The 13,490-nt window shown below is 73.8% G+C and carries 7 protein-coding genes; 3 read left to right on the top strand and 4 right to left on the bottom strand.

What is annotated here, in order from left to right; genetic code table 11:
- The first annotated feature begins 76 nt into the window (after nucleotides 1-76).
- Complete coding sequence (locus CGL27_RS20205; RefSeq protein ID WP_119989084.1) at nucleotides 77-664, top strand: SRPBCC family protein; 588 nt, start codon at nucleotides 77-79, stop codon at nucleotides 662-664.
- Nucleotides 665-730: 66 nt separating this feature from the next.
- Here CGL27_RS20205 and CGL27_RS20200 read toward each other — a convergent pair whose 3' ends face one another.
- From CGL27_RS20200 to CGL27_RS20185, 4 genes are all read right to left on the bottom strand, one after another.
- On the bottom strand, nucleotides 731-1,612 hold the full coding sequence (locus CGL27_RS20200) for a carbohydrate ABC transporter permease (protein ID WP_078641777.1): 882 nt from the start codon (nucleotides 1,610-1,612) through the stop codon (nucleotides 731-733).
- Nucleotides 1,609-2,982 carry a sugar ABC transporter permease gene (locus tag CGL27_RS20195; RefSeq protein WP_119989082.1) on the bottom strand — a complete coding sequence of 458 codons (1,374 nt, stop codon included), beginning with the start codon at nucleotides 2,980-2,982 and terminating at the stop codon, nucleotides 1,609-1,611. Before CGL27_RS20195 ends, CGL27_RS20200 begins: the two co-directional genes overlap by 4 nt.
- Nucleotides 2,983-3,006: 24 nt before the next feature.
- Complete coding sequence (locus CGL27_RS20190; RefSeq protein WP_119989081.1) at nucleotides 3,007-4,365, bottom strand: extracellular solute-binding protein; 1,359 nt, start codon at nucleotides 4,363-4,365, stop codon at nucleotides 3,007-3,009.
- Between the two features lie 287 nt (nucleotides 4,366-4,652).
- Complete coding sequence (locus tag CGL27_RS20185) at nucleotides 4,653-9,650, bottom strand: FtsK/SpoIIIE domain-containing protein (protein WP_119989079.1); 4,998 nt, start codon at nucleotides 9,648-9,650, stop codon at nucleotides 4,653-4,655.
- 524 nt (nucleotides 9,651-10,174) lie between these two features.
- Here CGL27_RS20185 and CGL27_RS20180 point away from each other — a divergent pair.
- Together CGL27_RS20180 and CGL27_RS20175 are read left to right on the top strand one after the other, a co-directional pair.
- Nucleotides 10,175-11,899: a serine/threonine-protein kinase gene (locus CGL27_RS20180; protein ID WP_119989077.1), complete on the top strand. Its 1,725-nt coding sequence runs from the start codon at nucleotides 10,175-10,177 to the stop codon at nucleotides 11,897-11,899.
- Between the two features lie 218 nt (nucleotides 11,900-12,117).
- Entirely contained in the window at nucleotides 12,118-13,455 is a 1,338-nt protein-coding gene (locus tag CGL27_RS20175) for a serine/threonine-protein kinase (protein ID WP_119989075.1), read from the top strand.
- The last annotated feature ends 35 nt before the right edge of the window (nucleotides 13,456-13,490 follow it).

Here is a 13,490-nt window from a genome sequence, read left to right as displayed (position 1 = left end):
TTGTCGCGGTCAACTTACAGCCGTAGCCTTACGATCGTAAGTATGTGCATGGGTGATCGGGAAGAGGAAGATCTTGATGAACGCAGGACGCAAGCTCCTGAAGGGCATCGGTGTCGCCGCACTCGGCACGACGGTGACTCTGGCCGTGCAGCCAGTGGCGGCGGCGGACGACGTGCGGCCGAGTGGCCGGACCCACCAGGACTGCCGGGGGGTGACCGTCGACAAGGACGCCCCCGTGATCAGCGGGGCCAGCGTTCTCATCAAGGCGCCTCTGACGACGGTCTGGCGTCTGCACACGGACATCGACCACTGGGCGAGCTGGATACCGGAGATCACCCCGGCGCGGAAGACGACGCCGGGGCCGCTGCGGCCGGGTTCGTCCTTCGAATGGTCACCGCAGAACATGAAGGTCAAGTCGACGGTCAAGACGGTCAAGCCGCTGCGGTGCACCGCATGGGGCGCGCCCGTGAACGGCATCACCGGTGTCCACCTGTTCACCTTCGAACCGGTCAAGGGCGGCGTACTCGCCACCACCGAGGAGTCTTGGGCGGGCGCTCCCGTCGAAGCCGACATCCCAGGCAATCAGAGCAGCCTCGACGCGGGCCTCAAGGACTGGGTGCGACGACTGAAGGACACCGCCGAGACACGGTCCGGCTGCCACTGACCACAAAGGGGCGGCCCGGCGCCCCAGTGAGGGGCGCCGGGCCGAGGTGAGCCGGGCGGTGCGGGGTTACTTCACCGCGCCCGCCATCACGCCCGCCACGAACTGCCGTTGGAAGGCGAAGAAGACCGCCAGCGGGATCAGCATCGAGACGAAGGCGCCCGGGCCGAGGATGTCGATGTTGTTGCCGAACTGCCGGACCTGCTGCTGCAGGGCGACCGTGATCGGCGGGTTGCCGCTGTCCGCGAAGATCAGGGCGACCAGCATGTCGTTCCAGACCCACAGGAACTGGAAGATGCCCAGCGAGGCGATGGCCGGGCCGCCCAGCGGCATCACGACGCGCAGGAACAGGCGCAGTTCGCCCGCGCCGTCCAGGCGGGCCGCCTCCAGCAGTTCCCGGGGGATCTCCGCGAAGAAGTTCCGCAGCAGGAAGATCGCGAAGGGCAGGCCGAAGGCGGTATGGAAGAGGACCACGCCCGTGGTGGTCTGGAAGATGCCGATCTCGCCGAAGAGCTTGGCCACCGGGATCAGCGCGACCTGGACCGGGACGACCAGCAGGCCGACCACGATGAGGAACCACCAGTCGCGGCCGGGGAAGTCCATCCAGGCGAAGGCGTAACCGGCAAAGGCGCCGATCACCACGACCAGCAGCGTCGCCGGGACGGTGATCGCGAGCGTGGTCCACAGCGAATCGGTGATCTGCTGATTGCCCAGGATCTTGTCGTAGCCGCTGAAGGTGAGCTGTCCGGGGTCGGTGAAGACCTTCCACCAGCCCGAGAGATCCACCTCTGCCGGGTCCCGCAGGGAGGACAGCAGCAGTCCGGCGGTCGGCATCAGCCACAGCAGGCCGATCAGGAGGAGGACGACCCGCATCACCCCGCCGCCGGCGCGGGCGGCGATCCGCGCGACCAGGGACTGCTTCGCCTGTACGACCGTGTCCGCGCTGGTCATCGGCGGCTCTCCCTTCGGATCCGGCGGATGTTGACGAACATGATGGGCAGCACGAGCAACAGCAGCAGTACGGCGATGGCGCTGCCGAGACCCTGGTTGACATCGGTGCCGAAGGACGACTGGAAGAGCTGGAGCGCCAGCACATTGGCGTCGTCCTGCGAGGGGCCCGGCGCGATGATGTACACCAGGTCGAAGATCTTCATCACGTTGATCATCAGTGTGACGACGACGACCGAGAGCACCGGCGCCAGCATCGGCACCGTGATCCGCCGGAAGACCTGCCACTCGGTGGCGCCGTCCATCCGTGCGGCCTCCATCAGCTCACGCGGCACCCCCGCGAGCCCAGCCGCGATCAGCACCATCGCGAAACCGGCCCAGATCCAGACGTACGCCCCGATGATGGCCGGGGTGACGATGGACGGGCCGAGCCAGTCCACGCCGTTGTACGGCTGGGCGAAGTTCCAGGCGGGCAGCCGGAGTTGGGCGCCCTCGGCCTTGGCGGGGAGGGTGTACGTACCGTCTGCCGCCGATGTCGTCCGGGCGACGACCTTGCCGTCCTTGACCGCCTCGATCTTGAGGTCGGCCATCGCCTTCTCGCCCTTGTCGATGGCGCCCTGCTCGCCCCCGCCGCCCCGGGTGAAGTCGAACCAGACGGTGCCGGTCACCTTCCCCGGCTCGGCCTTGGCGGCCTTGGCGTCCTGCGCCTCGCTGATGTCCCCGCGCTTGGCCGCGACCAGCGGCAGCGAGGCGGGGGTGCCGGCGCGGACGGTATCCCGGGTGGTGAACGAGCCGCCCGACGCCTCGGTCAGCCCGGCGGTGGGACGCGGATGGGCGCCGGGGAACGGCGGCGACTCGCTGAAGGAGTCATGCACGCCCACCCACATGGCGTTGGCCACGCCCTTGTCCGGGTCCTGCTCGTAGACCAGCCGGAAGATGATGCCCGCCGCCAGCATCGAGATCGCCATCGGCATGAAGACGACCAGCTTGAAGGCGGTGGCCCAGCGGATCCGCTCGGTGAGCACGGCGAAGATCAGGCCCAGGGCGGTGGAGACGGTCGGGGCCAGGATCAGCCAGATGATGTTGTTCTTGATCGCCGTCTTGGTGGCGTCGTCGGAGAACATCTCCTGGTAGTTGTCCAGGCCGACGAAGCCATTGCCCGAGGCGTCGAAGAAGCTCCGGTAGACGGAGTAGCCGATCGGATAGACGACGAGGGCCCCGAGCAGCACCAGGGCGGGCAGCAGGAACACCGCCGCCAGCCAGGGGCGGGTGCCCATGACGCTCTTCCTCTTTTTGGCGCCCGGTCGCTGTGCCGGTGGGGCGGACGATGCCCGGCCAGGTGTGGCCGCGCCGTCCGCTGTCGCGGTCGACATGATGTGGTTCTCCCGGTCGAGTGGTCAGTTCTTGTACGCCTTGGCGGCATCCGCTTCCAGCTGGCGCTGGATGCCTTCGACATTCCTCGGGTTCTTGAGGAAGTCCTGGAGCGCTTTCCATTCGCCCTGGGCCGGCTTGCCACCGAAGGAGGCGGGAGCCTGGTCGGACATGTCGAACCGGAAGTCATTGCCCGCCGCGATCAGCGCTTGTGCGATCTTGCGCATCGAGGCATTGGGATAGGCGCTGAACTTGACGTTTTTGTTCGCCGAGATGAATCCGCCGGACTGGGCCCAGATCGTCCCGGCGTCCGGGGAGGCGAGGAAGGTGAGCAGCGCCTGCGCCGCCTTGCTGTTCGTCAGCGCCACGCCGACGTCGCCGCCGGTCACCACCGGTGCCTTGCCGCCCACCGCCGGGAACGGGAACACCTTCGCGTCCTGGTCGAGCTCCGCGCCCGCGTCGGCGACGTTGGCGGCGACGAAGTCGGCCTCGAAGACCATGCCCGCGTCCGGCTCCGACTTGTTGCCGAACGCCTTGGTGACGGAGTCCGGGAACGCGGTCTGCAGCGCACCGCTGCGGCCTCCCGCGACCAGACCCTTGGTGCCCCACAGCTCGGCGAGCGTCTCGAGCGCCTTCTTCACCGACGGGTCGGTCCACTTGATCTTGTGCTGGGCGAGCTGGTCGTACTTCTCCGCGCCCGCCTGGGAGAGATAGACGTTCTCGAACCAGTCGGTGAGCGTCCAGCCGTCCTGGCCGCCGATCGCGACCGCGTCGGTGCCGGAGTCGGAGATGAGCTGGGCCTGTGCCAGGAATTCCTGCCAGGTCTTCGGCACCTTGGCGCCCGCGTAGTCGAACGCGGAGGTGTTGTACCAGAGCAGGGATTTGTTGCTGGTCTTGAAATACACCCCGTAGGGCTTGCCCTGGTACGAGCCGAGGTCCTGCCAGCCCTTGGCGTAGTTCTTGGCCAGCTCGGCACTGGCGGCGGCGCCGAGCGGCTTGGCCCAGCCCTTCTGGGCGAACTCGCGCATCACGCCGACCTGCCCGACCATCGCGACATCCGGCGGGGCGCCGCCCGCGACCTTCGAGCCGACGAAGCCCGCCATGTCGTCACCGCTCGGCACGAAGGAGACCTTGGCGCCGGTGCGTTTCTCGAACTCCTTCAGCACCTTGGTGAAGTTTTCCTGCTCGGTGCCCGTCCATACCGCGGTGACCTGGAGTTTCTGCCCCTTGAGATTCGGCAGTTTCACGGTGTTCGGCGGTGGACCGCCGCTGACCGTGTCTCCGTCGTCACCGCCGCAGCCCGCGGCGGTGAGCATGAGTGCTCCCGCCGCCAGCAGGGCCACCGCAACTCGTGTCGAACGCTTCGCAGGAAGCGATACGTGCATCCCCGTGTTCCCTCCGATGCCGACCGCCCCCGTGCGGCCGTGTCCCGTGCGAGTAGTCCTACGCCCGGTCACCGAACGTGGCAATACTGCGTCCGGCGTTCACTCACGGATCGTGATCGGGCCGTGATGAACGATCGGCAGAGAACGGGGCAGGTGGGTCAGACGGGAGGATGGACGGAAGGGCTCGAAAAGCCGGTCAGGAGCGACGGGATCGGTCGGGAACGGGCAGGAAACGGGCAGGGCGCGGCCTGCGGAGGTCGGGGGCGGGCAGCGGCGGTCGGGGGCGGTCAGATCAGCGCGGGTGCGGTGGGCGCGTCCGCCGACTGCGCGGCGCGCTGCAGCGCACTGGCGAGAAGTGCGAGGTCGGTGGGGCCGTTCCCCAGCTCGCGCAGCGGCCGGCGGGTGGGCGGATCGCCCATCCGCCGCCATTCCAGCGGCACGACGGTGGGCCGCTGCGTGGCGGTGCGCGGTATCCGCCCGGTCACCCGGCCCGCCTGAAACGGGGTGCCCCCGGCGTCCTCCGGGCGGAACAGCCGCCCACGGCCCGGGGCCGGGTCGCCGCCCGGGGCAGCTGCGGCCGCAGGTGTGGATGTGACCGAGCGTGGCGATGCGGCGGGGGCCGTATCGGGCCGCTCGGGCTCCGCATGGCGGTGCGTGGGCTGGGTGGGTGCCGTGGGGTGTGCGGCGGCGGTGGGGTGTGCGGGGTTCAGCGGGCGCGGGTCCAGGACGATCCGGAGTCCGGCCCGCTCGGCGGCCACCGTGTCCGCCGTACGGTCCGGGCGGCCGGACGTCACGACCAGATGCACCCCGAGGCGGGCGCCGTCGCGGGCGATCGCCTCCAGGGCGCGGACGACCGAACCGGCCGCCGGACGGCCGGGGCTGCCGAGGGCCGGGGCCACCAGCGCGTCGAAGTCGTCGACGAGCACGACGAGACGGGGGAGGAAGGGGCGCGGGCGGGCGGCTGCCGCTGCCGCTGCCGCGCTCGCGGTGCGCTGAGCGCGCAGATTGAGCGTGTGGAGGGTGTCGCTCGGTGGCGGGTCGATATCGCCGGGCGGGCGGGGCGCGACGACACGGGCGGAACCGGGGCCGGGGGCGCCCGGGGTGCTGCTTGGAGTGCTGCTTGGGGTGCTTGGGGTGCCGCCCGGGTCGGCGGCGCCGTCACCGCCACCTCCGCCGCCGCCCTCGCCATCGCCGTGGTGCGGCCGGGCGTGCCAGGCGGTGAAATCCAGCCGGTCCAGCAACTCGGCGCGGCGCTTGAGCTCCGAGCTGAGCGCCTGCGCGAACTCCCGCATCCGCACCGGGTCGGTGGCCGCCAGATGCGTCGAGACATGCGGCAGATCCGTGCACACCCGCAGCCCCTCGCCCGCTCCGGCCCCGGCCCCGGCTCCGGCTCCGTCGATGAGAATGAGCTCTAGGCGGTCCGGCCGTTCGGCGGCCGCGAGCGACGCGGCGAACGAGCGCAGCAACTCCGTCTTACCGGTGCCCGCCGTGCCGTCGATCAGCGCGTGCGGACCGTCGGCGGCCAGATCGACCGCGAGCGCGCCGCGCGGCCCGGCGCCGAGCACCGCCAGCGCCCGGCCGCCCGCCGGGACCTCGTCCGCCGCGGCCGCCCAACGGGCCAGCAGCGACGCGGGCGTGGCCCGCGCCAGGCCCAACTCGTCCAGCAGCCGCGCCGAGTCCGGCAGCGGAACGGTCGGCGGGCCGTCGGAGCCGCCGAACGCGCCGCCCTGCGCGGAGGCGGCCGGGCGCAGGGGCGCGAGCGCCCGCGCGAACCGCTCGGCCCACGCCGCCGACACCGCGTCCACGGTCACGGTCGTGGTGGCGCCGGTCGCGCCGGTGAGCCCGGAGACACCAGTGACCCCGGCGATGCCGGACGCGTCCCTGTCCCTGTCCCCGTCCCCGTGGACGATCTGCAGTCCTGTGGCCACATCGCCGCTCAGCACGGCCGCCACCCCGGAGGCCGCGAAGGCCGCGGACGCGGCACAGGCCGCCTCATAGCTCATCGGGAGCGGGGACGTGGGCGACGCGGCGGGCGCCTCGGTCAGACAGAGCAGATGGATCCCGGCCGCCGAGCCGGTCACCGCCAGCCGGGCGAGCGTGTCGTGCAGCGCGGCCGGACCGGGGGCGCCGTCCACGACCACCACGGTGCGCGGCCCGACGTGGCGCGCCGCCGCGGACGCCGCGGCGGCGGGGGAGGCGCTCGCCCAACCGGGGCCCAGCGGCCCGTCCTCCAGCCGCCGGGTCAGCTCGTCCGTACGGGCCGTGGCCTGTTCGCCGTCGTACGCGAGCAGCAACCGGCAGTCCTGCCCGCGCAACGGCTGGACCTGCGGCAGCCAGCCGAGCCACGACCACTCCGCCAGCCGCTCCTCGCCGCTGATCAGCACGATCTCCAGCGTGGCCGGTGAGTGCAGCGCCGCGAGTTGCGCCACGACGGACCGGGCGAGCCCCGCCACCCGCGCCCGTGGCCCCGCCAGCCCCAGCGAACCGCACTGCCGCAGATCGACGGTCACGGGCGCGGCGGCCGGCAACCCGCCGTCCGCCGCCAACTGGTCGGCCGAGCCGAGACGCACGGTGAGCGCGTCGGGATGCCCCTGGGCGCGCTCCCACAACCGGGAGCCCGGCCCCAGCGCCGTCATCAACACGGTGGCCGGATCCGGCCACCGCCGCTGCAGCACCTCCGCCTCCGCTGCCGCCCGCTCCGCCGCGCCCCGCGCGTCCCCGTCCTGCCGCACCCCGCCCCGCTCGGCCGACTTCCCCCCGGCCAACTGCCGCACCCAGGCCCCTATCCCCCGCCGCCGCGCCTGCGCCCCCGGCGCATCCAGCGCATAGGCCCCGGCATGCGTACGGTCACCCGCCCCACGCCGCCCAGGGCCGCCGGCCCTCGAGCCCCCGGCCTGCGGCCGCTCGCGCTGCCCGCTGTCGGCGGGAGCCCCGCCCTGGCCCGCATGGCCGGGGTCGGCCGAGCTGTGGCCGCCGCGCGGCCCGGCGTCCGGCTGACCGCCGGGGTAGGGGGTGCGCTGTCCGGAGGCGGCTGATGGGCCGTCGTACGGCGCTCCCTGGTAGGCCGCGTCGGCGGGCTGTCCGCCGGTGGCGGAGGGTCCCTGGCCGTACGGCTGCCCGCCGCGCCGGGTGGCGCCGTAACCTCCGCCCCGACCCGGCTGCCGCCCGGAGTCGGCGTCGCCGTCGTGGTGGCGGCTGTGGTCCGCGTCGACGCTGCCGTATGGCGAGCCGCCGGGGCCCGAGTCCGCGCTGCCGTAGGGCGAGCCGCCGGGGCTCGCGTCGGCGGGCTGGTTGCCGGCGGACCAGGGCTGCTGTGGGCGTCGGCCGCGTCCGTCCGTGTCGCCGCGCCCTTGGCCGTAGGGCTGCCCACCGCGTGGGGTGGCGCCGTAGCCCGCGTCGCCCTCGCCCTGCCGACCGCGGCCCGCACCCGCGCCGCCGTACGGCGAGTCGCCGGGGTACGCACGCTCGGGGGTTTCGCCGCGCCCTTGACCGTGCGGCTGCCCGCCGCGCGGGGTGGCACCCGGGGATCGGGTGTCGGTCGGCCGTGGGCCTTGGCCCGGCTGACCGCCGCCGCTGCCGCCCGTGCCGGGCCGGTCCTGGGCGGACCGCTCGGGCTGCCCCGCCGGGCCGTGTCCGGCGGCTCCCGGCCGGGGGATGCGCTCGCCGCGTCGGGTGGGGGTGGTGGACGGGTCGTCGTACGGCTGGTCGCCGGGGGCCGAGGGGCCCTGCGGATCCCGGCCGCGGCGGCTCGTCTCGCCCTGTCCTTCGTCGCGCGGCCGCTCGCCCCGCCGACCGGCGCCCGCGGCACCGTAAGGCGAGCCGCCCGGGCTCACCGTGCCGCCGGTCGGCCAGTGGCCGCCCTGCCCGTCCTGGCTCTCGTGGCCGGACCCGCGACCGCCCGCCCCGGCGGCGGCCCCCGCGCCGGGGTGCCATCCGCCGTCCCGGTCGCCGTGGGCGCCTGCCCCGCCCGGGGTTCCGGGGCTCGTGCCGCGTGCTCCGGTGGGTCCCGTGTCAGGACCCCAGTTGTCGTCTTCCCGGTGGCCGCGGGTGCCCGCTCCGCCCGGGGTTCCGGGGCTCGTGCCGCGTACTCCGGTGGCTCCCGTGCCGGGACCCCAGCCGTCGTCTTCCCGGTCGCCGTGGGCGCCTGCCCCGCCCCGGGCCCCGGTGCCCGCGCCGCGCGCTCCGGTGGGTCCCGTGCCGGGACCCCAGCCGTCGTCGTCGCGGTGGCCTTGGCCACCCGCCCCGCCCCGGGCCCCGGTGCCCGCGCCGCGTGCCCCGGAGGGCGCCCCCTCGCCGGAGCCCCAGCCCTCCTCGCCCCGGCGGGGGTCCCGGGGGCCGGTGCCCGCGCCCCCGTCGTACGGCCTGGACGCGGAGTGAGCCTCGTCACCGGGCTGGGCGACCCGCGTCCAGCCGGTGCCGGGGTGGTGGCCGGGACGTGTCCAGGCGCCCTCGGTGGAGTGGGTGGGGGCGGACTGGGGGGCGCCGGTCCAGGGGCCCTCCGCGTGGGTGGGGTGGTCCCCGGCGGGCGTGACGCGGAGGTGGCCCTCGCCGTCCGCGTGGACCGGAAGGCGCGAGGGGGCCGACGGGAACGCGGACGTCGCGGAGGGGACGCGCAGCCGCAGGGCGGACTCGCCGATCCGCAGCAGCGCCCCCGGCTCCAGCGGCACCGGATGGGTGCCCACGGGGACGCCGTCGGCGGCGGTGCCGTTGGTCGAGCCGAGGTCGGCGATGGTCACGCGGCCGTCCTCGGCGACGGTGACCGCGCAGTGCAGCCGGGAGACGTCGGGGTCGTCCAGCGGGACGTCCGCGTCGGCGGAGCGGCCGATGCGGACCTGGCCGCCGTGGAGCAGATGGACGCCGCCCGCGTCGGGCCCCGCGACCACGTCCAGATGGACCGTGGCGTCGGCCACGGCGGTCTCGGGGAGGCCGGGATAGCCGGGGTAGTGGCCGGAGTCGGGATCGGCCGGGGCGTGCAGGGAGAGCACCGCGCCGTCCACCAGCGGCGGCTCGCCCAGCGCACAGCGCTGCGGGTCCAGCCGCTCACCCCCCGCGTACAGCACCACCGCGCCGCCGCTACCGCTGCCGCCCCCCGACTCGTACCCGGCCGCGGCGACCGCGTCGGCGAGCCCGCTGGCCACCGAGGCGAGGGCCGTGCCGACAGGGGCGGTGACCAGGACGTCCACCGCGCCCATGAGGGCATGCGGCGCGGACGCGGGCGCAGGATGGTGGCCGGAACGGCCCGGGTGGGCGCTGCGCGGCCCGAGGACGGTCAGCCGAATCTGCATCGCCGTCAACGGTCCCTTCTGTCCGGGGGGCCGGGCAGGGGTGCCGACCCCCACCACCGCCCCCAGGCCCTTCGGCACGTACAGGTCCGTACGGGGTCGTACGGGTCACGGAGCGTGAGCTCCCCGGCGCTCGGCGCTTCCGTGCTGCCTGCATCCTCGCACCTGCCACCGACACTTCGCCCGCCGCCCGGCGCCACATGATCTTGATTGGTCGGCTAGTCGGCCGAAACTGGCTGATTGCGACCGGAACGGCCGCCCTTGAGACGCCCGGCGGGTCCCGAGCGAGCGGCGATCGAGCGGCCCGGACCGCCTTCGGCAACCATCTGCCCGGATCACACGTCTTCCCCCGCGCCGGACCCTCGTGTGGTGATCGGATAGGGCTCATCGTGCGTCGCCATTACAGTGGGGCGGACGAGCACCACAAGCAGACCGTCAAGCAGAGCAGCAAGCAGAGCAGTAAGCAGCGCAGCAAGCAGACCCATCGCAGACCACCGAAGTAAGACCACGATCAGGGAGCGCATGACGTGCGGCCGGTAGGCAGCAAGTACCTGCTCGAGGAGCCGCTCGGGCGCGGAGCCACGGGCACCGTATGGCGGGCAAGCCAGCGGGAGGCGGCGGGAGCCGAGGCCGCCGTGGCCGGGCAGCCCGGCGAGACCGTCGCGATCAAGGTCCTCAAGGAGGAGCTCGCGAACGACGCGGACATCGTCATGCGCTTTCTCCGTGAGCGCTCGGTGCTGCTGCGGCTCACCCACCCCAATATCGTCCGCACCCGTGACCTGGTGGTCGAGGGTGATCTGCTGGCCCTGGTCATGGACCTGATCGACGGTCCGGATCTGCACAAATACCTGCGCAGCAACGGCCCGTTCACCCCCGTCGCCGCATCCCTCCTCACCGCCCAGATCGCGGACGCGCTCGCCGCCAGCCACGCCGACGGCGTCGTGCACCGCGACCTGAAGCCCGCCAACGTGCTGCTCGCGGGCACCGGCGAGGGCCAGGAAATGCACCCGATGCTGACCGACTTCGGCATCGCGCGCCTGGCCGACTCGCCCGGCCTCACCCGCACCCAGGAGTTCGTCGGCACCCCCGCCTATGTGGCGCCGGAGTCCGCCGAGGGCCGTCCGCAGACCTCCGCCGTGGACATCTACGGCGCGGGCATCATGCTCTACGAGCTGGTCACCGGCCGTCCGCCGTTCGCCGGCAACACCGCCCTCGAGGTCCTCCACCGCCACCTCAGCGAGGAGCCGCGCCGCCCCTCGACCGTGCCCGAGCCGCTGTGGACCGTCATAGAGCGCTGTCTGCGCAAGCGGCCCGAGGAGCGCCCCAGCGCCGAGAGCCTGGCCCGTGCCCTGCGCGTGGTCGCCGCCGGTGTCGGGGTGCACGCCTCCGCCGCGCAGGCCGAGGCGGCGCTCGGCGTCGCCGCGCTGCTCGCCCCGGACCCGGCGCCCGCGCCGGTCCCGGACACCGCGCCCGCGGGCACGGCCGACCCGACCCAGGTGCTCCCGAACGCGCCGGGGGGCACCCCCTCGTACGACCCGGCCGCGGCCACCAACGTGATGCCGACCACCGGGGCGAACGCCGGGGGCAACGCCGACCCCACCCAGGTGCTGCCGACCGGCTCCGGCCCGGCCGGAGGCGCCGATCCGACGCGCGCCATGCCGCCCGTGCCGCCGGGCCAGGACGATCCGCACCCCTGGCAGAACCAGCTACGCGCGGCCCGCGACCGCAATGATCAGACGCAGGTCCAGTACCTCGACCCGAGCCAGGACCCGCTGCGCCGCCGCCCGCACCGCGCCGCGCCCCAACAGCCGTATCAGCAGCAGCAATACCAGCAGCCGCAGCAGTATCAGCAGCCCCAGCAGCCGCCCCAGCCGCAGCCGCCCCAGGGCCGACGGGGCCGCCAGCAGCCGCCGCCGTACGCCCAGCAGCAGCCGCAGCAGTACGCCCCGGCGCCGCACCACCCCCAGCAGCCCCAGCCGCAGCGCTACGCTCCGCCGCCGCAGCAGCCGGAGCCGCGCCAGGAGCCCCGGCAGCGCGGCTCCAGCCCCAACCGGATGAAGATCCCGGGTCTGGGGTGCCTCAAGGGCTGCCTGTTCGTGATCGTGGTCCTGATCATCGGCTCCTGGCTGGTCTGGGAGCTGAGCCCGCTCAAGGACTGGATCGCGGATGGGAAGAGCTACTGGGACGCGGTCACGGGCTGGGCCGGCGACGTCCAGAAGTGGATCGAGGACCTCGGCGGCCCCAGTAGCTGATCCGTCAGCATTACCGTCCCCGTTTCCGCCCCGTCTCCGTCTCGACTCTCCGGCCCCATCCTCGCCTCCTCGCCTCCGACTCCGGTGATTTGTCGACATCCGAAGGGTGTTTTCCGCCGCAGAAGTGACAGTTGGCGCTGTCTGGTGCACCCAACGCGCCAGTAGCCGCGTAGCTTTGTCGCCAACGTGCCCCCCTTGTCGGAGGATTCGGAGCAGTCTTGTCACGGAAGATCGGCAGTCGGTACACCGCGCATCAGCTCCTGGGGCGCGGCAGCGCCGGCACGGTGTGGCTGGGCGAGGGACCCGAGGGCCCCGTCGCCATCAAGCTCCTGCGTGAGGACCTCTCCTCCGACCAGGAGCTCGTGGAGCGCTTCGTCCAGGAGCGCACCGTACTGCTCGGCCTCGACCACCCCCGGGTGGTCGGGGTGCGCGACCTGGTGGTCGACGGCAATGACCTGGCGCTGGTCATGGACCTGATCCGCGGTACGGATCTGCGCACCCGCCTCGACCGCGAGCGCCGGCTCGCCCCCGAGGCCGCCGTCGCGATCGCGGTGGACGTCGCGGACGCGCTGTCCGCCGCGCACGCCGCCGGGGTCGTCCACCGCGACGTCAAGCCGGAGAACGTACTGCTGGACATGCGGGGCCCGCTCGGCCCCGGCGGTGCGCACCCCGCCCTGCTCACCGACTTCGGCATCGCGCGCCTGGTGGACGAGCCGACCCCGATCCGCGCCCAGCCGGCCCGCGACCGGGCCTCGTCCCAGGGCCGCTCGCCGAACCCGCGCAGCGTGATCGGCACCCCGGACTATCTCGCCCCCGAGATCGTCGAGGGGCTGCCGCCCCGGGCCAGCGTGGATGTGTACGCCCTCGCGACGGTCCTCTACGAGATGCTGGCCGGCTTCACGCCCTTCGGCGGCGGCCATCCCGGCGCGATCCTGCGCCGCCATGTGACCGAGACCGTGGCGCCACTGCCCGGGATCCCCGACGAGTTGTGGCAGCTCCTTCTCCAGTGCCTGGCCAAGGCGCCCGCCTCCCGGCTGCGCGCCTCCGAGCTGGCCACCCGGCTGCGCGAGCTGCTGCCCAGTCTGGCCGGATATCCGCCGCTGGACATCGACGAGCCCGATGAGCAGCAGGAGGGCGAGCGGCGGGAGGGCGCGGAGGCGGAGACCCCGCGCCGCGGCGTCTCCGTGCCCGCCGCCGGGCCCGCTCCTACGCCTTCGCGGCGGCGCGGCGCGGTGCCGCTGGTCCCCGGCGCGGTGCCGGACTCCAGCCGTGAGACCCACACCAGCATGCGGGTGCCCAGCGCGGACGAGCTCGCGGGCGGCGCCCATGGCACCGCCCGCGCCCCCCGGGTGCACGGCCAGCGCCGGGCGGGCTCGGCCCGTAACCCCGCGGTCGCGGGCGCGCTGCGCCGCCGCCGGCTCAAGGTGGCCGCGATCACGCTGGCCGCCCTGGTCGCGGTGGGGCTCGGCGGCTGGCTGGTGGCGGGCGGCGACGACGGTGGCGACCAGCCCAAGGGCGGCGAGCACTCCGTCTCCCAGGACCCCGGTACGCCATGACCGGGGACGGTCGGTCTTCCGTAGCGGTTACGCTG

Source organism: Streptomyces sp. 11-1-2 (genome assembly GCF_003595545.1).
GTDB lineage: Bacteria > Actinomycetota > Actinomycetes > Streptomycetales > Streptomycetaceae > Streptomyces > Streptomyces hygroscopicus_B.
The sequence above is the reverse complement of the archived record's forward strand: the minus strand, read 5'-3'. Positions and strand labels throughout refer to the sequence as shown.